The sequence below is a fragment of the Pseudothioclava nitratireducens genome, from assembly GCF_029210495.1.
Lineage (GTDB): Bacteria > Pseudomonadota > Alphaproteobacteria > Rhodobacterales > Rhodobacteraceae > Pseudothioclava > Pseudothioclava nitratireducens.
The window spans coordinates 235712-255972 of sequence record NZ_JARGDK010000005.1 but is presented as its reverse complement, the minus strand read 5'-3'; the positions used below and the strand labels follow the sequence as shown (position 1 = coordinate 255972).

General features: G+C 59.7%; 20 protein-coding genes and 1 tRNA gene. 8 read left to right on the top strand and 13 right to left on the bottom strand.

From position 1 onward, the window contains the following. Window positions 1-5 precede the first annotated feature (5 nt). From P0X85_RS08340 to rfbA, 3 genes are all read left to right on the top strand, one after another. A complete protein-coding gene (locus P0X85_RS08340) occupies window positions 6-986 on the top strand; it encodes a DMT family transporter (RefSeq protein WP_275811430.1) in 981 nt (326 codons plus the stop codon). 59 nt (window positions 987-1045) lie between these two features. Next, window positions 1046-1122, top strand: a tRNA-Pro gene (locus tag P0X85_RS08335). 92 nt (window positions 1123-1214) lie between these two features. Further along, window positions 1215-2132: a glucose-1-phosphate thymidylyltransferase RfbA gene (gene rfbA / locus P0X85_RS08330; protein ID WP_338030522.1), complete on the top strand. Its 918-nt coding sequence runs from the start codon at window positions 1215-1217 to the stop codon at window positions 2130-2132. Here the strand turns inward: rfbA and P0X85_RS08325 are convergent. The 5 genes from P0X85_RS08325 to P0X85_RS08305 are packed head-to-tail and all read right to left on the bottom strand — an operon-like array spanning window position 2102 to window position 6779. After that, window positions 2102-4393, bottom strand: coding sequence for a hypothetical protein (locus P0X85_RS08325; RefSeq protein WP_275811428.1), 2292 nt, complete (start codon window positions 4391-4393; stop codon window positions 2102-2104). The two genes, rfbA and P0X85_RS08325, sit on opposite strands and share 31 nt — an antisense overlap. Further along, the gene (gene motA, locus P0X85_RS08320) at window positions 4390-5259 is read right to left on the bottom strand and encodes a flagellar motor stator protein MotA (RefSeq protein ID WP_275811426.1); all 870 of its coding nucleotides are present in this window, start codon (window positions 5257-5259) and stop codon (window positions 4390-4392) included. The genes P0X85_RS08325 and motA overlap by 4 nt, the downstream gene beginning before the upstream one ends. A 60-nt stretch (window positions 5260-5319) precedes the next feature. After that, entirely contained in the window at window positions 5320-5925 is a 606-nt protein-coding gene (locus P0X85_RS08315) for a MotE family protein (RefSeq protein ID WP_275811424.1), read from the bottom strand. Continuing rightward, window positions 5922-6281, bottom strand: a complete 360-nt coding sequence (locus P0X85_RS08310) for a hypothetical protein (protein WP_275811422.1) — start codon at window positions 6279-6281, stop codon at window positions 5922-5924. The genes P0X85_RS08315 and P0X85_RS08310 overlap by 4 nt, the downstream gene beginning before the upstream one ends. 9 nt (window positions 6282-6290) lie before the next feature. Next, entirely contained in the window at window positions 6291-6779 is a 489-nt protein-coding gene (locus tag P0X85_RS08305) for a flagellar basal body-associated FliL family protein (RefSeq protein ID WP_275811420.1), read from the bottom strand. A 76-nt stretch (window positions 6780-6855) separates the two neighbouring features. Here P0X85_RS08305 and fliF point away from each other — a divergent pair, with 76 nt between their 5' ends. Genes fliF through fliP form a run of 4 tightly spaced genes read left to right on the top strand, consistent with a single transcriptional unit; the run spans window position 6856 to window position 10106 of the window. Beyond that, entirely contained in the window at window positions 6856-8517 is a 1662-nt protein-coding gene (gene fliF, locus P0X85_RS08300; protein WP_420851807.1) for a flagellar basal-body MS-ring/collar protein FliF, read from the top strand. Beyond that, on the top strand, window positions 8514-9113 hold the full coding sequence (locus P0X85_RS08295) for a FliH/SctL family protein (protein ID WP_275811416.1): 600 nt from the start codon (window positions 8514-8516) through the stop codon (window positions 9111-9113). The genes fliF and P0X85_RS08295 overlap by 4 nt, the downstream gene beginning before the upstream one ends. Beyond that, window positions 9100-9384, top strand: a complete 285-nt coding sequence (locus P0X85_RS08290) for a FliM/FliN family flagellar motor switch protein (RefSeq protein ID WP_275811414.1) — start codon at window positions 9100-9102, stop codon at window positions 9382-9384. Before P0X85_RS08295 ends, P0X85_RS08290 begins: the two co-directional genes overlap by 14 nt. A 2-nt stretch (window positions 9385-9386) precedes the next feature. Beyond that, on the top strand, window positions 9387-10106 hold the full coding sequence (gene fliP, locus P0X85_RS08285; protein WP_275811504.1) for a flagellar type III secretion system pore protein FliP: 720 nt from the start codon (window positions 9387-9389) through the stop codon (window positions 10104-10106). A gap of 57 nt (window positions 10107-10163) precedes the next feature. Here fliP and gyrB read toward each other — a convergent pair whose 3' ends face one another. The 8 genes from gyrB to mutM all read right to left on the bottom strand — a co-directional run bounded on the left by gyrB (window position 10164) and on the right by mutM (window position 19423). Beyond that, complete coding sequence (gyrB, locus tag P0X85_RS08280; protein ID WP_275811411.1) at window positions 10164-12614, bottom strand: DNA topoisomerase (ATP-hydrolyzing) subunit B; 2451 nt, start codon at window positions 12612-12614, stop codon at window positions 10164-10166. Window positions 12615-12696: 82 nt separating this feature from the next. Next, window positions 12697-13134, bottom strand: a complete 438-nt coding sequence (locus tag P0X85_RS08275; protein WP_275811410.1) for a VOC family protein — start codon at window positions 13132-13134, stop codon at window positions 12697-12699. After that, window positions 13135-14202 carry a DNA replication/repair protein RecF gene (gene recF / locus P0X85_RS08270; RefSeq protein ID WP_275811408.1) on the bottom strand — a complete coding sequence of 356 codons (1068 nt, stop codon included), beginning with the start codon at window positions 14200-14202 and terminating at the stop codon, window positions 13135-13137. A 30-nt stretch (window positions 14203-14232) separates the two neighbouring features. Then, window positions 14233-15351: a DNA polymerase III subunit beta gene (gene dnaN / locus P0X85_RS08265; protein WP_275811406.1), complete on the bottom strand. Its 1119-nt coding sequence runs from the start codon at window positions 15349-15351 to the stop codon at window positions 14233-14235. Between the two features lie 99 nt (window positions 15352-15450). Next, window positions 15451-16806 carry a chromosomal replication initiator protein DnaA gene (gene dnaA / locus P0X85_RS08260; protein ID WP_275811404.1) on the bottom strand — a complete coding sequence of 452 codons (1356 nt, stop codon included), beginning with the start codon at window positions 16804-16806 and terminating at the stop codon, window positions 15451-15453. 464 nt (window positions 16807-17270) lie between these two features. Then, a complete protein-coding gene (gene rpsT / locus P0X85_RS08255) occupies window positions 17271-17537 on the bottom strand; it encodes a 30S ribosomal protein S20 (RefSeq protein WP_275811402.1) in 267 nt (88 codons plus the stop codon). Between the two features lie 177 nt (window positions 17538-17714). Then, window positions 17715-18491 carry an enoyl-CoA hydratase gene (locus P0X85_RS08250; RefSeq protein WP_275811400.1) on the bottom strand — a complete coding sequence of 259 codons (777 nt, stop codon included), beginning with the start codon at window positions 18489-18491 and terminating at the stop codon, window positions 17715-17717. A gap of 86 nt (window positions 18492-18577) precedes the next feature. After that, the gene (gene mutM / locus P0X85_RS08245) at window positions 18578-19423 is read right to left on the bottom strand and encodes a bifunctional DNA-formamidopyrimidine glycosylase/DNA-(apurinic or apyrimidinic site) lyase (protein WP_275811398.1); all 846 of its coding nucleotides are present in this window, start codon (window positions 19421-19423) and stop codon (window positions 18578-18580) included. Window positions 19424-19507: 84 nt separating this feature from the next. Here mutM and ubiE point away from each other — a divergent pair, with 84 nt between their 5' ends. After that, window positions 19508-20260: a bifunctional demethylmenaquinone methyltransferase/2-methoxy-6-polyprenyl-1,4-benzoquinol methylase UbiE gene (gene ubiE, locus P0X85_RS08240; protein WP_275811396.1), complete on the top strand. Its 753-nt coding sequence runs from the start codon at window positions 19508-19510 to the stop codon at window positions 20258-20260. Window position 20261 lies beyond the last annotated feature (1 nt).

Sequence of the window (20261 nt, the reverse complement as noted above, 5' to 3'; positions counted from 1 at the left end):
CCGCCATGAGCGATCACGCGACGAAATCGAACGGGCAGGGCGCGGTTCTCGCGCTCTTGGCATTCGCGATCTACGCGACCCATGACGCGGTCGTCAAAGTGCTGGGCGAGACCTATTCCGCCGTCCAGATCGTGTTTTTCGCAGCCCTGCTCAGCTTTCCGGTGATCTCCGTCATTCTGCTGAATGACAAACGCGAAGGTAGCTTGCGCCCGATCCATCCGTGGTGGGTCGTGCTGCGCGCCATCTGCACGGTGATCACCGGGGTCTGTGCCTTCTATGCTTTTTCCAGCCTGCCCTTGGCACAGGTCTATCCGATCTTGTTCGCAATGCCGCTTTTGATCACGGTTCTCGCGATCCCGGTTCTGGGCGAGAGGGTGGGGTTTCACCGCTGGGCGGCGGTCATCATCGGCCTGTGCGGCGTTTTGATCGTGGTGCGCCCCGGTGTGGCGACCCTTCAGATGGGCCATCTTGCGGCGCTCACTGCGGCCTTCTGTGGCTCGCTTGCCTCGATCATCGTGCGCAAGATCGGGCAGGAAGAACGCTCTGTCGTGTTGCTGCTCTCGCCGCTTCTGGGCAATTTCATCGCGATGGGCGCTGTCGTCCCGCTGGTCTGGGTTCCGTTGCAACTCGCTGATCTGGGTCTGCTTCTCGTGGTCGCGATTTTTGGGTTGGTCGGCGCGTTTCTCAGCATTCTGGCTTATCGCAAGGCGGAGGCGGTTATCGTGGCCCCGATGCAATACTCACAGATCGTCTGGGCGGTATTCTTCGGCTACATGTTTTTTGACGAGGCCGTTGATGCACCGACGATGGTCGGAGCGACGATCGTCATCCTGTCCGGCCTTTACATCGTATTCCGCGAGGCGCGCCCGAATGTCTCCTCAAACCAGCCCGTTCTCGAGACCCGCGGGCGGACGGAAACGGTGACCACGCCGCGATCGTCCTTGCTGCAACGGACCCTTGATCGGACCGTGCGGGGAAACCGTTAGAAAACGGCGAATCCCCCTTGCAAATGCGGCGCGGGTTGGATAATCCCCGCCCACACGGTCGGAGCGTAGCGCAGCCTGGTAGCGCACCTGCTTCGGGAGCAGGGGGTCGGAGGTTCGAATCCTCTCGCTCCGACCAATTTTCCCGATATTCCCATTCTTCATGACATTGGCCAATCTGTCGCGCCCGCGCGCTTTTCCATCACAAGGATTGAGCATTCCGGCCTCAGAATGTATCCAGCGCTCAAGCAGCGAGTCGGAGCCGTCAGTATGAGTGAGCGTAAAGGCATTGTCTTGGCAGGCGGGTCGGGGACGCGTCTCTATCCGATTACCTTGGGCGTCTCGAAACAGCTCTTGCCGATTTATGACAAGCCGATGATCTATTATCCGCTGAGCGTTCTGATGCTCGCGGGGATCAGAGAGATTGCGATCATCACCACGCCGCAGGATCAAGAACAGTTCAAGCGTACGCTCGGTGATGGCAGCCAATGGGGCATCTCGCTGACATATATTGAACAGCCAAGCCCCGATGGTTTGGCGCAGGCATATATCCTCGCCGAGGCGTTTCTCGATGGCGCCCCCAGCGCGATGGTTCTTGGTGACAATATTTTCTTCGGGCACGGCCTGTCTGAACTGTTGGTTGAGACGAGCAAAAGCAACGCGGGTGGAACCGTGTTCGGCTATCGCGTCGCCGATCCCGAGCGTTACGGCGTTGTCGATTTCGATGCTTCGGGCAATGTCCGCGCCATCATCGAAAAGCCGGAGCATCCCCCCTCGAACTATGCCGTAACGGGCCTGTATTTTCTCGACGGTTCTGCGCCGGCACGTGCGCGCCGCGTGAAGCCCTCGGCCAGAAACGAGCTTGAGATCACATCGCTTCTTGAGGATTACCTCAAAGAAGGGGCGCTGCGTGTGCAGCAAATGGGCCGTGGATATGCGTGGCTCGATACCGGCACCCATGGAAGCTTGCTGGATGCCGGGAACTTCGTCCGCACGTTGGAGCGCCGTCAAGGGATGCAGACCGGAAGCCCGGATGAGATCGCTTTTGCGCAGGGCTGGATATCATCTTCCGAGTTGTTGAAGCGTTCCGAGATGTTCGGAAAGAACGACTACGGTCGCTATCTTTCGGCACTTGTAAAGCTCTCCTGAGGCTCCGCATCGAGGTCCAAGAGAAGCGCATCAAGCGCTTCGCGCTCTGCTCTGCTCTGTTGCACAAGATCATAGGATTTCGGGATCAGATTGGCGGCTGTGATCGGCTCTGCATCCTGCAATCGTTCGTCCGGGCCAATCAGATCGAAGGCGCGAACGAAGTTCTTGGCGGTATCCGAGCCGACTTCCCCGACTGTGCCCCAATCCCCGTTAAGCCATGCGGCGCTCCCGGCGAGGCTGACTTCATTGCGTTGTAGGTGAATATCGGTGGCATCACCGAAGAGACCAAGCATCTGATAGGCCTCGGCCTTCATCGCGAGTGACGACTCATCCTCTAACCCGCGCAGATGAGAAAGCGCCGAGGAGGCGTCGCCCTCGGCTAGCGCGGCCCGAGCCAAAAGAGCGCGCGCTTCGTCGGTCTGATAGGATTCGGGGTTGATGATATTGCGGGCCGCCTCTGAAAGCCCCTGGGTGATCAGCCTTTGACCCAGGGCAAGCCGTGTTTCATCCGAAATATCCCCGTTCTCAAGGTGGTCACGATGCCGGAAATACGCTTGTAAGAATAACGTGTCGTAGGGAATTCGCAGGATGAATTCGAATATGTGTTCCAGGGTTGTGTTGCGCAGCTCTGGTTCGGCGGTGTGCGGCCATCGGTCCAGCGCCTCGAACCCCTGATCAAAGCTCCCGACAGAACCGAGCCCGAGCACATGCCCCCGCAAGAGCCGCAACCCCTCTGTCGTTGTGCCAAGTTCGAAACTGATTGCGCCAGCATTCTCAGTGAGCCGCGCCGGGACGGCCTCTCCATTTGTCAGCCGATCTTCGATAAGTATGAGCAGGGCGGGAATGGATGCCGCACCATCCTCGGCGATCGCGGCTTCAAGACCCTCAACGATCTGACCATCGCTGGAACGTATTTCCCCAACATGAGCATCTACCAGAGACAGACTTGCCTCGACCCCCGATCCAATCCTTGCAAGCGAGTCCCTGATGGAATGTGCGATATCGAAACGCTCATGTTGCATGAGTTTTTCCACCAGGCTCGGCCCAAGCAGACCGCGCAAGTGCGCGGGTAGTGCGGAGTAGGCACGCTGAATTGCGCCCCATTTGATTGGTGTCTGCCTCTCCACATTGCCGGCCAAAAATGCCCAAAGGGCCACGGGACCGTCGCAGCCGACGAGAAAATCGATTGAAAGGGCACCATCTGGCGCAAAACCATCCGTGACCGCCGAGACGAGCATGATCGACCACGTATCGGCGTCATCGAAATCAGAAGCACGCAGGAGGTTGCGCGCCTCAGCACCAAAGCCGAGCGCGGCATAAATTCGGGCAAGAGTGAGTGTCTGCTCCCGGTCAAGGCGGTCAAATTCCTGCATGAGGGCGCGGCGGGCCTGCCCGATGAGTGTCGCTGGTGGCGCACTGTCTGCCCATGACGTCACATCGAATGCTTCCGCCGGCGGGCATCGTAACCCGACCGAATGTGCGGTATCCTGCGCTCCGCGGGTTCCCGTAGCACGATCGATAGAAGTCTGGCTGGTGACGGCAAGCGCTGCATCGGTCGCCGATGCGCCCTCGTCTGGCACCGCTGATCCAGTCTGTTTCGGGGTGTTCGATTCAGAGATCTTGTTTTGTCGAGGGCTGGCATCGACCTCCACGAGTCCTTGGGCCGCAGCACGGCTCAATTGCGCGAGCAGTTCCGCTTCCATCTGTTGGATCCGAGGATCGGGCATTTCGAAACCACCCTCATAGGTATTGCCCACTGGCAGTGTATCCGGCGCGGGGGCATTCACGGTCTCTTGGGTCTCAAGGGCATTTTCCCAAAACAGTGGAAAGTAATCCGTCTGGATGGAGGGGAATACGGTCGAGGGGATGCGCGTCGGATGGGCCGATTCAACCGCATCCGCGGGTATAAAACGAAAATCAATTACAGCGGCCCCGCTGGAAAGCGCGAACCACTCCGCTTTGACGTCAGACGCCATTTCGATGCTGAGCGCACCGGTTGTGTCGGAGCCTTGGAGCCGGACAATGCGATCGCGGGGTATGTAATGAAAAACGCTTTCCAGCCCGTATCGAACCGAGCTTTTTGATGGTGTAATCAGAACATTACGGTCTTCGACCTCAATGCTCCAGCCGATGCTTGACGGAAAATCGACCACCAGTCGCGAAAAATCTGCGTGCTCGCCCGATCGGACTACGATCTCCTGCGCCCAAACCTTAGACGCGAATAAGAAACAGACGAAAATCGCGAGAAGCGGGGATTTCATGCCGCCTCCGACTTTACGGATTTCAGCGCATCTTCAAGGTCAGAGAAGCTTGGACGAATATGATGGGGGGTATTCTGGCGACCAACCTCAATGCAGATATTCGTGGCGTGATTGTGCAGGTTTGCGACGAGTACCTCGCGGATGAGTTTATAAAAATGACTGTCCTCATCGATTACGGACTTCATCCGGGCCGCGAAGGGGGCGATGAAGCCATAGGCCAGAAACACCCCGAGGAACGTTCCAACGAGCGCACCGCCGATCATCTTGCCAAGAATTTCCGGGGGTTGGTCGATCGAGCCCATGGTCTTGATCACCCCAAGAACCGCCGCGACAATCCCTAGCGCCGGCATGGCATCTGCGACCGACTGCATCGCATGGCTCGAATGCATTGCGTGGTGGTAGTTCGCCTCGAGCTGTTTTTCGAGCACCTCTTCGACCTGATGCGGATCGTCATAGTTCATTGATGCCGAGCGCATTGTGTCGCAGATCATCTCGACCGCTTCGTGATCATGAAGAATCTTTGGATATTTTCCAAAGATCGAAGAATTCTCCGGGTCTTCGATATGTTCCTCGATTGCGACGGGGTTCTGCCTCGCGAGGCGGATCAATTCGAACAGCATGCACAAGAGATCGCGGTAATCGTCCGGCTTCCACTTCGGCCCTTTGAACACCTTCCCGACGTCTTTCAGCGTGTGCTTGATCGACGCCATATCGTTCGAGAGCACAAAGGCCCCGACAGCGGCCCCACCAATCATGATCATTTCGAATGGGAGCGATTTGAGAATGATTCCCATCTTGCCGCCCGCAGCGACATATCCGCCAAAAACCATCACGAAGATGATGACGATGCCGATGATACCAATCATGAGGTTCTCTCCTTAACGGGCACGAGCGTGGCAGAAATCACTTAACAAACGCTGATGTCGTCACGGCTTCGGTGTCCCGGCATTGCGTCCGGCCAGAAGCACACTGATGCTGTAGGCGGTTTTCGGATCAAGCGCGGCCATCAGCGCGGCTGCGGTGTCGGGCCGCATACGGGCGATGAATCCAGCCGAGAATTCCGGTGCCATTTCCTCGAAAAGTGGCGCAGCCTCTTTGGGCTTCATGTTTTCATAAAGGGTGACCAGCCGGGCCACATCTTCTTCGGCTCCGGTATCGGCGATCGTAAGGGTTTGCGACAGCTTCTCTTCGGCAGCCTTGAGCGCTGCAATTCGCTCTTCTATCTTTTTCTGAGCTACTTCGAGGGCTTTTGCGCGCTCCGCCTGAGTCAATTCACGCTGTGCGATCCGTTTCTCACGTGCATCAAGCTCTTGAAGCAGAGCCGTGAGACCCGCATCGTCGGGACATTCAGCGGGCTTCTGACCTACCGATTCTGTAGCCGTGGTCGCAAAGGCAAGCCAGTCGGTCTCACCAAGGCGCAGGCCTGCGGAGACCACGAAAAGCAGCGCGATCAGCGGGAGCGCTTTGCGCCGGAATCGCAACGGCCTGGGCGGCTTGGGCGGGGGCGCGGGGGGCTTGGGTGACCGTTTCATTCCGCGGCCTCCATGTCACGATAGCGATCCCGCCGACGCACGACACGATGCCGGCGAGACTCCGTCTCGCCATCGGGCAGATCGTGCAGAGATGCCAGCATCACCTCAAGACGCTGCGCTCCTTTTTCCGCGCGCTCGGTCATTTCCCTCAATTGATCCGCCGATGCTGATGCCGTCGCCTGAGCACGGGTCAAGGCCTTGGTCATGTCATCAACCTGCGCGGAGAGGACGGCGATGGCGCCGCCCATTCCCGATTCGAGCTGGTTGAAACGTTTCAGTCTCCGGGAGAGGACAAAGCAGTAGACTGCCGCCGAGAGTGCAGCGGTCACGAGCAGGATGTCGGAGATCATTTGCATCGGATGCTCCTAGTTCAGGACGAATTCGATAATCAGCAGGTCGCGCACGCGGCCTTCGCCGGTCACGATCTGAACGCGCCGCAGCATCTGCGCACGCAGCTTGAAGAGAGCGCTGGGATTTTCGAGATCCGTGACCTCGACTGCGCGCAGGTAGCCGTTCAAGACATCCATGACGCGCGGTTTCAACAGCTCCACCTCCGCCTTGTAGGCTTCGGCAACCTCTAGCTGCGCCGAGAAGCGCAAATGGCGCGTCACGGCACCGCCGAGTGAAATCACCATCGGGTCCAGCGGCACGAATGCGATGTCAGGTAGAGCCTCTGGCACGGGCGTATCATCTGCAACGTGCTCCGGGGTCGGTTCGCCGCCTAGAATGAGACCGGAATAGACCGCGTAAAAGCCGCCGCCCCCAAGCGCAATCATCAGCACTAGACCGATGATAAGCGGCAGTTTGGAGCGCTTTTTGGGGGCTTCGCCCTCGGGTTCGTTCTTGTCAGACATGTGGCTACCGATTTCTTCGTTCATCCCTCAATAGCCCCAAACCCACTAACCGATTGTTAAGGGCAATCTGAGAAAGATGGCCTCACTGGCGGACAGAACGTCCGTCGAATGGAGGTGCAGGTTGAAACAACTCTCTGATCTCTGGCAGACCTTGGACAATCGCCGCCGCGTGATCGTCATCGGGGCGACAATCGCCATGTTTGCCATGGTTCTGGCGATGTCTGCCATCGCATCGAAACCTTCCATGGCCCTGCTCTATGCCGGCCTTGACGGTCCTGAGTCGGGAGAGGTGATCGCGGCGTTGGAGCAGCGCGGCCTCATGTATGAGGTGCGGGGCGACTCGATCTATGTCGATGCGGCGCGTCGCGACGAGTTGCGCATGACGCTTGCGGCGGAGGGTCTGCCGGCTACCGGTGGCAGCGGTTACGAACTGCTCGACAGCATGTCGGGTTTTGGGACAACCGCGCAAATGTTCGACGCAGCCTATTGGCGTGCCAAAGAGGGGGAGCTGGCTCGCACCATCGTCTCTAATCCAGCGATTCGCTCGGCACGTGTCCATATTTCCAACCCGACGCATCAATCCTTCCGGCGTGGGATGGCACCGACAGCGTCGGTTACGGTCTCGACCGTGAACGGGGGACTGACCCCGCCACAAGCGAAGGCTTTGAAATTCATGGTTGCCTCGGCGGTGGCCGGGATGCGGCCCGAGGATGTTTCGATTATCGACAGCCAAAGTGGCCTCGTCGCGATCGGAGATGAGGCGCAGACGGCTCTGGATGGGCAGGATCGCGCCGCGGTGCTCAAGCAGAGCGTGGAGCGCCTGCTCGAAGCGCGCGTTGGCTACGGAAATGCGGTCGTTGAGGTCGCGCTTGAAACCGTCACCGAACGAGAGGCCATCACCGAGCGGCTGATCGACCCGGAGGGGCGTGTGGCGATCTCGACCGACACCGAGGAACGCAGCAAGAGCGCCGATGACACCAAGCCGGGCGGTGTGAGCGTAGCCTCAAATCTTCCCGAAGGTGATGCGGGCAACTCAGGCAAATCGCAGAGCCGTTCGAGCGAAGTGCGGGAGCGGACCAATTACGAGGTTTCTGAAACCACGCGAGAGGTGCTGCGGACCCCCGGTGCGATCAAGCGTCTCTCGGTCGCGGTGCTCGTCGATGGTGAGCACAGTGTGGACGCTGAAGGAAATGCCGTCTGGACCCCGCGTTCGGACGATGAATTGGAGGCATTGCGGGCGCTCGTGGCATCTGCTGTCGGCTTCGACGAAGCGCGTGGCGATACGATCACGCTCCGGTCCATGGAGTTCGAGCCGATCACCGCCCCGGGCGACATGGTCGAGGCGGGTCTGTTCAGCCCGTCAGGGCTTGATGTGATGCAGCTTGTCCAGCTCGCGGTGCTGGCGATCGTTGCGCTTGTGCTGGGGTTGTTCGTCATGCGTCCGATCCTGATGCAGCGGAACATCCGCAACATGGCCGAACTGCCTCCACCAGAGCCGGATACGCAGGCTCTTACCGGAGAAATCGCAGATTCAGACTACCCCGATAAGGACATGCAGCTTGTGTCGGATTTTGCGCTCGACGATCTCCAGATGCCTATGGCCATGGGGAATGCTTTCGATGACGCGATCTCCGACGATCCGGTGGCCCGTATCAAGCGACTCATCGAGGAACGTCAGTCCGAGACGGTTGAGATTCTGCGCAGCTGGATGGACGAGAAAGAGGAGACGCTGTCATGAGTGGCCGACTGAAACTCGAGTCGTTCGAGACAGAGGGCGACACGCTCGACCAGGTCGTTCTCGACCCGGAGGCGCTTGAGGAAACCAAGCTCGTTGCTTTTGAAAAAGGCTACACGGCGGGTTGGGACGATGCCATCGCCGCGCAGAATTCCGAAACCACACGCCTGCACCTTGATCTGGGTAAAAACCTCTTGGCGCTTTCCGTCACTTATGAGGAGGCGCGCACGCATCTGCTTGAATCGCTGCGACCACTGCTTGTTGAAATGACCACGAAGGTCCTGCCCGCGATTGCCCGCGACAGTTTGCCGAGGATCGTTCTGGAACAGCTTCAGGAGGTCGCCGAAGACCGTGTCTCAGCGCCGATTTGTATCGTTGCGAACCCCGCAGTTCTCGGTCAGGTCAAAGAGATTTTGTCGGCCCAGACGTCCCTGCCCTTCGTGTTCAGCGGTGAGCCGACACTGCCGGAAGGCCAGGTTTACCTCCGGCTGGAACATCAAGAGGTGCAGATTGATCTTGATGGCGTCATCGCGCGGATCGAAGCAGCCGTGAATACCTATTTCTCAAACAGCATCGGAGCCCAAGATGGAAACCAATGAGCCGAACGACGGCCATGCAGGTAACCCGTTCACCCAAGTCCCGATCGAGATCACGATTTCCGTTGGACGCGCACGTCCGCTTGTCCGGGAGCTGTTGCGCCTCAAGCGGGACGCCGTGCTGCCTCTCGACCGGCGCGTGGACGACCCTGTGGAACTTTATGTCGGGGACAAGTTGATCGCTCGGGGCGAACTTACGGAGTTGGAGGGGGATGCGACCGGGCAGCTTGCGGTTCGATTGACCGAGGTTGCCGACCTGCGGGATGGGCTATGACCATGCGCGGTCTTCTGATCCTTGCACTTATTTTTTTTGCGGCCCCGGCTGCGGCGCAGGAAATCACCCTGAATTTTGGCGAAGGCGAAAGCCTTGCCGGCCGCTCGCTGCTCTTGATTGCGGGGATCACGCTGATCAGCCTTGCGCCGGGTCTGGCCATCATGGTGACCTGCTTTCCCTTCATCGTGACTGTTCTCTCGATCCTGCGGCAGGGGATGGGGCTTCAGCAATCGCCGCCCAATATGCTTATCGTCAGCCTCGCGTTGTTCCTGACATGGTTCGTGATGGAGCCAGTGTTCACAGAAAGCTGGCGGACTGCGATTGAGCCACTGATGAATGGTCAGATGGCCCTCATGGAGGCATTCGAGCGGGGGATTGAGCCGTTCCGCGTTTTCATGGCGGGGCGGACATCGCCCGAGACATTCGTTTCCTTGCTGGATATGCGACCGGAACCAGCTTTTACCGGTGAGATGGCGCAGGCGCCCTTGTCGACGCTCGTGCCCTCCTTCCTGCTCTCCGAGATTACACGCGCGTTCGAGATCGGATTTCTGGTCTTTCTGCCCTTTCTGATCATCGACCTGGTGGTGTCGGCAGTGCTGATGTCGATGGGGATGATGATGGTACCGCCGGCCATCGTTGCATTGCCATTCAAGCTCGCCTTCTTTGTGGTGGCGGATGGCTGGGTGTTGATTTCGGACGCCTTGGTGCGCAGCTATATGTGACCATGAAAAAGGGCACCGCTGATGACGGTGCCCTCCGATTTTTGTCCGACCCTCACATCAAAAGTCGAGGTTCTCGACGCTCAGCGCGTTTTGCTGAATGAACTCTCGACGGGGCTCGACGACATCGCCCATCAGCTTGGTAAAGATATCGTCGGCTTCCGCGACATCCTCAATGCGGACCTGCAACAATGTGCGTGCGGATGGGTCGAGTGTCGTTTCCCAAAGCTGCTCGGGGTTCATCTCTCCGAGGCCCTTGTAGCGCTGTAGGGAAAGCCCCTTCTCGCCCTCACTCAGAATGGCATTCAACAGCTCGATCGGGCCGTGAATAAGAACTTCGCGGTCCTTGCGGATAAGCCGGGCCGGCTGGCCATAGGCGTCCTGAAGACTTTCGGTATGCTGGGCCAAACGCCGCGCTTCGCCGGACCGCAACACTTGTCCATCAAGCGTACGCGCCTCTTCGACACCCCGCAGGTTACGCGTGAACCGCAAGCCATGGTCCTGCGTCGGGCGACCGCTCCAGCCGCGCTCATATTCAAGCGCAACGAGATCGAGCCGCTTGGCCACGGCATCTGCAACCCCTTGCGCATCTGCATCGACGCGACCGGGGACAAGAGCGCCGGCAATTGTCGCTTGCTCGATGATGCGTTGCGGATAATGCGTCGGGAAGGCTTGCAAGATACGACGCACGACGCGCGCTTCTTCGACAAGCCGCGCGAGATCTTGCCCGAAGACTTCTTCGCCGTTCGAGAGCCGCATGGAAGCGCCCTCGACACCTTGCTGGATCAGATAATCCTCGAGCGCCGCCTGATCCTTCAGGTAAACCTCAGACTTGCCCCGCGCCACTTTGTAGAGCGGTGGTTCGGCAATGTAGAGGAACCCGGCCTCAATCAGTTCCGGCATCTGACGGAAGAAGAAGGTCAGCAAAAGCGTTCGGATATGCGCGCCGTCGACGTCCGCATCGGTCATGATGATGATCTTGTGATAGCGCGCCTTGCCGATGTTGAACTCGTCGCGGCCGATCCCGGTGCCAAGCGCAGTAATCAGCGTTCCAATCTGATCGGAGCTCAGCATCCGGTCGAAACGTGCGCGTTCAACGTTGAGGATCTTGCCGCGCAGCGGCAGAACGGCCTGATACTTCCGCTCTCGGCCCTGCTTGGCCGAGCCGCCCGCCGAGTCACCCTCGACCAGGAACAGTTCGGAGAGAGACGGATCTTTCTCTTGGCAATCCGCCAGCTTGCCGGGCAGCGAGGCCACATCCATCGCGGTCTTGCGCCGGGTCAACTCGCGCGCCTTGCGTGCGGCCTCGCGGGCCAGTGCCGCCTCGACGATCTTTCCGACGATCTGTTTCGCTTCGGCGGGATGTTCCTCAAACCATTCGCCGAGCTTCTCGTTCACCAGGTTTTCGACCGCAGGCCGGACCTCGGACGAGACCAACTTGTCTTTGGTTTGCGACGAGAATTTCGGGTCCGGCACCTTCACGGACAGCACGCAGGTCAAGCCCTCACGCGCATCGTCACCGGTGAAATCCACCTTTTCGCGTTTTGCAATGCCGCTGTCCTGGGCGTATTTCGTGATCGTCCGGGTCAGTGCCCCGCGCAGGCCGGCCAAATGCGTGCCACCATCGCGCTGAGGAATGTTGTTGGTGAAAGGCAGCACCGTTTCATGGTAGCTGTCGTTCCACCACATCGCGATCTCGACGCCGATGCCGCGCACTTCGCCCAGCATGTAAATCGGCTGTTCCATGACAGGGGTCTTGGAGCGATCGAGATATTTCACGAACTCCTTCACGCCGCCTTCATAGAACAGTTCAGTCTTGAGCGGTTCCGCCGGGCGGGCGTCTTCGATGAGGATACGGACGCCGGAGTTGAGAAATGCAAGTTCACGGAGCCGGGTTTCAAGTGTCTTGAAGCTGTATTCGAGGTTCGAGAACGTACCCTCGGGGTCATTGGTCTTGGACGAGGCCATGAAGCGGACCTCGGTGCCCTTCTGACCAGGTGCATCACCGACCACGCGCACATGCTCGACACATTCGCCATGTTCGAACTTGGCGTAGTATTCCTTGTCGTCCCGCCAGACCCGCAGCTCAAGCCAGTCGGAGAGCGCATTCACCACCGAAACGCCCACCCCGTGTAGACCGCCCGAGACCTTGTAGGCGTTGCCGCCTTCGTCAGTGTTGTTGAACTTCCCGCCCGCGTGGAGCTGGGTCATGATGACCTCGGCTGCCGAGACCCCTTCTTCGGGGTGCATATCGACCGGAATCCCGCGCCCGTTGTCACGCACCGAAACCGAGCTATCGGTGTGAATTTTCACATGCACATAGTCCGCATGGCCCGCCAAAGCCTCGTCGATGCCGTTGTCGACGACCTCATAGACCATATGGTGCAGGCCCGAGCCGTCATCGGTGTCGCCGATATACATCCCCGGGCGCTTGCGAACAGCTTCCAAACCCTTGAGAACCTTGATAGATTCTGCGCCGTAGCCGCCGTTTTTCTTGGTTTCTTCGGTCATGCCTGCCCGTCCTTCAATTCGTTGCGAATTTATAGGGGTTTGGCGCAGGAATGTCACGCCTTGGACACAAGATTTGGTGGTTTTACGCCGGAGTGGGCAGGGTCAAAGAACCATCCTCTGAAAGCGGCCAGAACGGGTTCATCGCAAGCTCCCAGATATGCCCGTCGGGGTCTGCGAAATAGCCCGAATATCCGCCCCAGAACACCTTTTCCGGGGCCTTGAGTGGCTTTGCGCCGGCAGCCAAGGCAGCGGCATAGGCTGCATCCACATCGGCTTCGGTATCGAAATTCTGCGCGAGGGTCATCGCGCCGGTGCCAAGAGCGGCGCCGGGTCGTCCTTGATCCATGGCCAGATCATCGCGGCCAAAGAGGCCAAGGACCGTGCCATTCATCTGATAGAACACGACGCCCTCCTGAGCGTGGGCAGCCACCCAGCCAAGCGCCTCGTAGAAGTCTCGCGCCAATGCAAGGTCGTCCACACCCAGCGTAATGAGCGTCACGCGTTGAACCGGATAGGTCATCTAACTCTCCTGATGCAAAACGGAGGTGCCCGCTTTCTCAGACACTGTCCAGTATTGCGCGCGCGACCCCAGACTGTCGAACAGATTGCCATCGGTCCCGGTCATGAAGGCCTGAACACCCAAGGCGCAGATCTCGTCATAGAGTGCGGCGCGCCGGTCCGCATCGAGATGGGCTGCGACCTCGTCCAGCAATACGATAGGCGCCGCGCCGGTTTCCTGTTTCAACGCGCGGGCATTGGCGAGGATGAGGGAAATCAACAGCGCTTTCTGTTCCCCGGTCGAGCATTGCGCGGCGGGCTGGGTCTTGACCGCATAAATCGCTTCGAGATCGGCGCGATGCGGGCCCTGAAGCGTGCGGCCAGCGGCCATGTCACGCGAGCGTCCTTCGGCCAGAGCCTCTGCCAAACTGTCCGGCCCTTCGGAAACGATCGTCAACTCGGCCGCTGGGAAGGCGGTTTCGCTATCGGTTTGCGCTGCCCTGAGCCGTGAGAGAGCCAGCCCACGGTTCGCACGGATTTCCGCGCCAGCCTCGGCCATCCGCTGTTCGAGCGCGTGATACCATGCCGCATCCCGGACCATGTCCTTGAGCAGCCGGTTTCGCTCGCGCATCGCCTTTTCATAGGTGAGGACCGCGTCTGCATGGGTTGGCACGAAGGACAGCGTCAGCCGGTCGAGAAAGCGCCGCCGCCCCTCGGCCCCCTCGATCCACAACCGGTCCATCGCGGGCACCAGCCAGACAACGCGGAGCAGGCGGCCAAGCGCAACCTGCGCGACCGTTTTTCCGTCGATCAGAACCTCGCGCCCCTGACCGGGCCGGGCCGATGTTTCCACCTCCTGACCATTGCCAAGCTGCGCGGTGATCTTCCAACCGACCGCCTCGTCCCGGCGCATCAGCTCTTCGGCGCTGGCCCGGCGCAAGCCGCGACCGGGCGAGAGCATCGAAACCGCTTCGAGGATGTTGGTTTTACCTGCGCCGTTCGGCCCGAAAATAGCAACGGGACGCCCGTCGAGATGCAGTTCGGCACGACGATGCGAGCGGAACTGCAACAGGGTCAGTTCCGTCAGCATCTCGACCTCATTGCGACATCAGGGATCGGGTCACACCCGCATCGGCATCACGACATAGACCGCCGAGGTATCGTTCCCCTCGCGCATCAAAGTCGGATCACCCGAGGAGTTGAACATGAACACCGCGTTTTCGCGATCCACCTGGCTGGCGATTTCCAGCAAATACTTGGCGTTAAAACCAATTTCCAGACGCTCATCGCCATATGCCACGACGAGTTCTTCCTCTGCGGCACCGGCATCGGGGGCATTGACCGAGAGCACCAGCTTGTCGGTATCGAGCGACAGCTTGACCGCGCGCGAGCGCTCGGACGAGACGGTCGCCACACGGTCAACAGCCTTGGCGAACTCGCTCGCATCGACCTCAAGCCGACGGGTGTTGCCCATCGGAATGACGCGCGTGTAATCGGGGAAAGTGCCGTCGATCACCTTCGAGGTCAGCGTGATGACCGGGGTTGCAAAGCGCACCTTGGTTTCCGAGACGGACACCGCGATCTCTGCGTCATCGTCGTCCAGCAGCTTGCGCAGCTCGTTCACCGTTTTGCGGGGGACGATCACGCCAGGCATGCCTTGAGCGCCCTCGGGAAGGGGCGCGTCGATGCGGGCCAGACGATGACCGTCGGTCGCCACGCAGCGCAGCGCGGGGCCATCTTCGCCGGTGGCCACATGCATGTAGACACCGTTCAGATAGTAGCGTGTTTCTTCCGTCGAGATCGCAAATTTCGACTTGTCGAACAGCCGCTTGAGCACGCCCGCCTTCGCCGCGAAATTCGCCGTATATTCCGACGTGGCCATGATCGGGAAATCTTCTTTCGGCAGCGTCGCGAGATTGAAGCTCGAGCGCCCGGCCTGAACCGAGAGACGCCCCGCTGCCGGATCGTCCGAAAGCTGCACCAGAGAACCATCGGGCAGTTTGCGCACGATCTCGTGGAGCATCACTGCCGAAACGGTCGTGGCACCCGCGCGTTCGACCTGCGCCGGCGCTTTGTCGACAACCTCGATATCAAGGTCGGTTGCGCGGAACTGAACCGTGTCCCCCTCGGCCTCGATCAGCACATTGGCGAGGATCGGGATCGTGTTGCGACGCTCCACGACCGATTGAGCTTGCGCAACGGCTTTGAGAAGTGCGGCGCGTTCGATGCTGATCTTCATTTCCATCCCTCACGGCAGACCGGAGCGGGAACGTAACACGCCCCCGCTCAGGCTCAAGTTTTTTCGGACATTCGGCCGCTTTGGCCGGGTCGTCAAGGCTCAGGCCTCAAGAAGCCGCCGCAACAGGTCGATATCCTCGGCAAGTTGCACATCCGCGCCACGCAGTTCCTCGACTTTGCGAATGCCGTGCATGATCGTCGTGTGATCGCGTCCGCCAAAACGCCGCCCGATCTCGGGCAGGCTCCGGGTGGTGAGGTGCTTGGCGAGATACATGGCGATTTGTCGCGGCCGCGCGATCGTGCGCACGCGTTTCGGGCCGACCAGATCCGACAGGCGGATGTTGTAATGCTCGGCGACCTTGCGTTGGATTTCTTCGATCGTGACCTTGCGATCCGAGGCCCGCAGGATATCGACCAGACATTCCTGCGCGAGGTCCAGCGTGATTTCCCGCCCGACCAGAGAGGCAAAGGCAAAGAGCCGGGTCAGGGCACCTTCGAGAACGCGCACGTTGGTCGAGATGCGATGCGCGAGGAATTCAAGCACCCCATCGGCCAATTGCAGGCCCGGATACTGCACGCGATACGCTTCGGTCTTGGTCTGAAGGATGCCGAGGCGAAGCTCGTAATCGGTCGGATGCAGGTCCACGACGAGGCCGCATTGCAGGCGCGACTTGATCCGTTCTTCGAGGTCTTTGATCTCGCCCGGCGCGCGATCCGCCGAAATCACGATCTGTTTGCCCTGGTCGACCAAGGCATTGAACGTGTGGAAGAACTCTTCTTGCGTGCTGTCCTTGCCGGCGATGAATTGCACATCGTCAACCATGAGAACGTCCACCGAGCGGAACAGCTCTTTGAAGTCCATGATCTGGCGTTCGCGCAGGGCTTGCACGAAGCGATACATGAATTGCTCCGCCGAGAGGTAAAGCACGCGCAGATCAGGTCTGCGGGTCTGAAGCTCATGGGCGATGGCGTGCATCAGGTGCGTTTTGCCGAGCCCCACACCACCGTAAAGGAACAACGGGTTGAAGGTGACGGGCCCGCCTTCCGCGACACGGCGGGCCGCGGCATGGGCCAACTCGTTGGGCTTGCCGACCACGAAACTGTCGAAGGTGAAGCGCGCATCGAGCGGCGCGCCGGGAAGATCGGCCTCGTCATGGGTACGGACCGGCTTGCGCACTTTGGGCTTGCCGAGTTCTGCCGCCGGAATGGCGCGAAGCTCTGCCACTCGGATTTCGATACGTTCGACAAGCGCACCGGCTTTGCGCAGCTCATGCAGCATCGGCTCGGAAAAGTTCCGGGACACCCAGTCACGCGTGAATTTCGTGGGCGCTTCGAATGCGGCAATGCCGTCACACAGATCGACTATGCGGAGCGGTTCAATCCAGGTCGTGAAGTTATTCTTGCCAACAGTCTTGAGTAATTCATTTCGCGCCCGCCCCCAGGTCTCTTCAGTCATTTTCGCAGTCCCAAACACACACCTTCAGTCACAATCCCGGCCAAGGGGACGCATCGCGCGGGCAGCCCGCGTGAAAAGCATCGCGATAGGACATGACGAACCGACCGGAAAAAACCGGATATGGCATCACCTGCCGAAGCTGGAGGTTCCCCCCCTCGAATCGGATTCGCACTTCCTGCGGCGAGAGTGCCGGCTATTTTTGCTTGTCGTGGCAGACTTTACGCCCGTTCCGACCGCAGAAAGTTGCGTCATGTCCCCCTAGGCGACGTGAATCGCAAGGGGACGCTAGCAAGGCGGCCCAGCCTTGCGCAACTGAACTTCACTCTTGACGAAGGATTCTCTTTTCCGAATCTCAAATGGCTGGGTAATCCCGCAACACATCCAATTAAGCATTTGAAATATATAGAAAAACAAAAGGGCGCCAAAATCGGCGCCCTTTAAAATTCTGAACGATCAAGACCTTATCAGGCCGAGAGCGCCTTCACGCGCGCGGCGAGGCGCGAGATCTTCCGCGAAGCGGTATTCTTGTGGATGACACCTTTGGTCACACCCCGTGCGATTTCGGGTTGAGCTGCGCGCAGAGCAGCAACAGCCGAAGCCGAGTCGCCCGAAGCGATTGCTTCTTCGACTTTGCGGATGAAGGTACGGATGCGCGAACGGCGGGCTTTGTTGATGTCGAAGCGACGCTCGTTCTGACGGGCGCGTTTCTTGGATTGGGGCGTGTTGGCCATGGTCTGTTTCCCACTTTCCGGGTCTGTCAAAATTCGAAAGCGCAACAGAACCCGGACGTCCCAAAGAACCGGATGATTCTAGCCTGAGCGGGCTCCACGCGCATGTATCGGGGGTCCTTAGGGCAAAAGCGCCTGTTTGAAAAGGCCCTTTCGCCCTGTGCCCCGTGCTTTTGCGGGTTATTTGTCGCGGAACTGCGGCTCGCGCTTTTCGAGGAAGGCCGACATGCCCTCTTTCTGATCCTCGGTCGAGAACAGCGCGTGGAAGATGCGGCGCTCGAACAGGATGCCCTCGCGCAGCGTCGTCTCGTAAGAGCGGTTTACCGCCTCTTTGACGACCATCGCGGTCAACGAGGATTTTTCGGCGATCTTACGCGCGGCGGCAGTCGCCTCGGGGATCAGCTTGGCGACCGGAACGACGCGGCTCACCAGGCCCGAACGTTCGGCTTCGGCAGCGTCCATGAAACGGCCGGTCAGGTGCATATCCATCGACTTCGACTTGCCGACGAACCGGGTGAGGCGCTGCGTGCCGCCGATCCCGGCAACCACGCCGAGGTTGATCTCGGGCTGACCGAATTTCGCGTTGTCGGCGCAGATGATGAAGTCGCACATCATCGCCAGTTCGCAGCCGCCGCCCAGCGCATAGCCCGCTACGGCCGCGATGACCGGCTTGCGGGTGCGGGTGATCGCGTCCTGCTCTTGGCCGAAGAAATCGGACCAGAACATCTCGACGAAGGTTTTCTCCGACATTTCCTTGATATCGGCACCTGCGGCGAAGGCTTTTTCGGAGCCGGTGATGACGATGCAGCGAACCTTTTCGTTTTCATCCGCCGCTTTCAGCGCGTCGCCCAACTCGCCGAGTAGCTGCGAATTCAGCGCGTTCAGGGCGTCGGGGCGGTTGAGGCGGATCAGGGCAACGTAGTCTTCGATCTCTACGATCAGGGTCTGGTAGGCCATGTGGCTTTGCCTTTCCTTTTGTCGAAGGCGACTCCTAACAGGACGGACGCGATTATCAAGTCATCTGTCGGAGCGAAACGCCGCGTCTACTTCTGGCAAGATGGACAGAAAAAGCTTGAGCGGCCCGATTGGACGATCCGGCGGATCGCTGTGCCGCAGGTCACGCAAGGCTCGTCTTCGCGGTCGTAAACCCGGAAAGCGTGCTGAAAATAGCCAAGCTCGCCATCCGCTTGACGGTGGTCGCGCAGGCTTGAACCACCGGCCTCGATCGCCTCGAGAAGAACGGTGCGGATGACGGGCACCAGCGCCGCGACCCGCTTGGCGGAGATGCGGCCTGCTTGACGGCGCGGGTCGATCCCGGCGCGAAACAGCACCTCGGAGACGTAGATATTGCCCAGCCCCGCGATGATCCGCTGATCCAGAAGCGCTGCCTTGATCGGTGTGGCGCGCCCGCGCAGCTTCTCGATGAGATAGGATTCGTCGAACATGTTGCCCAAGGGCTCTGGGCCAAGCCCCGCGAGAAGCCAATGCGCGGCTTCTCGGTCCGTGCGCACCAGATCCATCGCCCCAAAACGCCGCGCGTCATTGAAGGTCACACGCCCCCCGCCACTCATATGCAGGACCACATGATCGTGCTTTTGCGGGGCGGGGTGATCGAGGTGAAACCCCCCAAGCATAACCCCGGAAACCAGCATCCGCCCAGACATGCCCAGATGGATCAAGAGGCTTTCGCCCGTGTCGAGATCGGCGAGGATATATTTCGAGCGCCGCCGCAGCCGCTCGACCGTCGCCCCCTCCAGCCGTTCGGCCATCCGTTCGGGCAGCGGCCACCGCAGATCGGGACGATTCAGCACCGCCTGCTCGATCCGCGCACCCTCCATCGCGGGCAATAGCCCCCGGCGCACGGTCTCGACCTCGGGCAATTCGGGCATCATCTCTCCTGTCGCATTGTCTTGGCGGCTCAGCCCCCTATAAGAAGGGTGACATTTCCGGATCGGCAAGGCCCCGTGACACAGATGAGTGCAGATCACAACAAGACGACCCATTTCGGCTTCAAGACGGTCGCCGAGGATGAAAAGGCGGGCATGGTGCATGGCGTCTTCTCGCGGGTGGCGTCGAAATACGACATCATGAACGACCTGATGAGCATGGGCATTCACCGCGTCTGGAAGGATGCGATGATGGATTGGCTCGCGCCGCGCCCGGGTCAGAAACTGCTCGACGTGGCGGGCGGCACGGGGGATGTGTCCTTCCGCTTCCTGGGTCGTGCGCCCGGTGCGCATGCGACCGTCTGCGATATGACGGAATCGATGTTGGTCGAGGGACGCAAGCGCGCCGAGGCCGAGGATATGGCCGATCGCCTCGACTGGGTGGTGGGCGATGCGATGGCCCTGCCCTTCGCGGACAACACCTTCGACGTCTATACGATCTCGTTCGGTATCCGGAACGTGACGCGCATCCCCGACGCGCTCTCCGAGGCTTATCGCGTGCTGCGTCCGGGCGGTCGCCTGATGGTGCTCGAATTCAGCCAGATCCCGAACGATATGATGCAGGCGGTCTATGACGCCTATTCGTTCAACGTGATTCCGGTGATGGGCCAGATCGTCGCAAATGACCGCGACAGCTATCAGTATCTGGTCGAGTCGATCCGCAAGTTCCCCAATCAGGAAATCTTTGCCTCGATGATCCGCGAGGCGGGCTTCGAGAACGTTAAATATCGCAACCTCTCGATGGGGATTGCGGCGCTGCATTCGGGCTGGAAAATCTGAG

What these genes read in the sequence shown, in the direction of transcription:
- P0X85_RS08340 (WP_275811430.1), top strand. Translation starts at nt 6, where the DNA reads ATGAGCGATCACGCGACGAAATCGAACGGGCAGGGCGCGGTTCTCGCG.
- rfbA (WP_338030522.1), top strand. Translation starts at nt 1,215, where the DNA reads ATGTATCCAGCGCTCAAGCAGCGAGTCGGAGCCGTCAGTATGAGTGAG.
- P0X85_RS08325 (WP_275811428.1), bottom strand. Translation starts at nt 4,393, where the DNA reads ATGAAATCCCCGCTTCTCGCGATTTTCGTCTGTTTCTTATTCGCGTCT.
- motA (WP_275811426.1), bottom strand. Translation starts at nt 5,259, where the DNA reads ATGATTGGTATCATCGGCATCGTCATCATCTTCGTGATGGTTTTTGGC.
- P0X85_RS08315 (WP_275811424.1), bottom strand. Translation starts at nt 5,925, where the DNA reads ATGAAACGGTCACCCAAGCCCCCCGCGCCCCCGCCCAAGCCGCCCAGG.
- P0X85_RS08310 (WP_275811422.1), bottom strand. Translation starts at nt 6,281, where the DNA reads ATGCAAATGATCTCCGACATCCTGCTCGTGACCGCTGCACTCTCGGCG.
- P0X85_RS08305 (WP_275811420.1), bottom strand. Translation starts at nt 6,779, where the DNA reads ATGTCTGACAAGAACGAACCCGAGGGCGAAGCCCCCAAAAAGCGCTCC.
- fliF (WP_420851807.1), top strand. Translation starts at nt 6,856, where the DNA reads ATGGCCTCACTGGCGGACAGAACGTCCGTCGAATGGAGGTGCAGGTTG.
- P0X85_RS08295 (WP_275811416.1), top strand. Translation starts at nt 8,514, where the DNA reads ATGAGTGGCCGACTGAAACTCGAGTCGTTCGAGACAGAGGGCGACACG.
- P0X85_RS08290 (WP_275811414.1), top strand. Translation starts at nt 9,100, where the DNA reads ATGGAAACCAATGAGCCGAACGACGGCCATGCAGGTAACCCGTTCACC.
- fliP (WP_275811504.1), top strand. Translation starts at nt 9,387, where the DNA reads ATGCGCGGTCTTCTGATCCTTGCACTTATTTTTTTTGCGGCCCCGGCT.
- gyrB (WP_275811411.1), bottom strand. Translation starts at nt 12,614, where the DNA reads ATGACCGAAGAAACCAAGAAAAACGGCGGCTACGGCGCAGAATCTATC.
- P0X85_RS08275 (WP_275811410.1), bottom strand. Translation starts at nt 13,134, where the DNA reads ATGACCTATCCGGTTCAACGCGTGACGCTCATTACGCTGGGTGTGGAC.
- recF (WP_275811408.1), bottom strand. Translation starts at nt 14,202, where the DNA reads ATGCTGACGGAACTGACCCTGTTGCAGTTCCGCTCGCATCGTCGTGCC.
- dnaN (WP_275811406.1), bottom strand. Translation starts at nt 15,351, where the DNA reads ATGAAGATCAGCATCGAACGCGCCGCACTTCTCAAAGCCGTTGCGCAA.
- dnaA (WP_275811404.1), bottom strand. Translation starts at nt 16,806, where the DNA reads ATGACTGAAGAGACCTGGGGGCGGGCGCGAAATGAATTACTCAAGACT.
- rpsT (WP_275811402.1), bottom strand. Translation starts at nt 17,537, where the DNA reads ATGGCCAACACGCCCCAATCCAAGAAACGCGCCCGTCAGAACGAGCGT.
- P0X85_RS08250 (WP_275811400.1), bottom strand. Translation starts at nt 18,491, where the DNA reads ATGGCCTACCAGACCCTGATCGTAGAGATCGAAGACTACGTTGCCCTG.
- mutM (WP_275811398.1), bottom strand. Translation starts at nt 19,423, where the DNA reads ATGCCCGAATTGCCCGAGGTCGAGACCGTGCGCCGGGGGCTATTGCCC.
- ubiE (WP_275811396.1), top strand. Translation starts at nt 19,508, where the DNA reads ATGAGTGCAGATCACAACAAGACGACCCATTTCGGCTTCAAGACGGTC.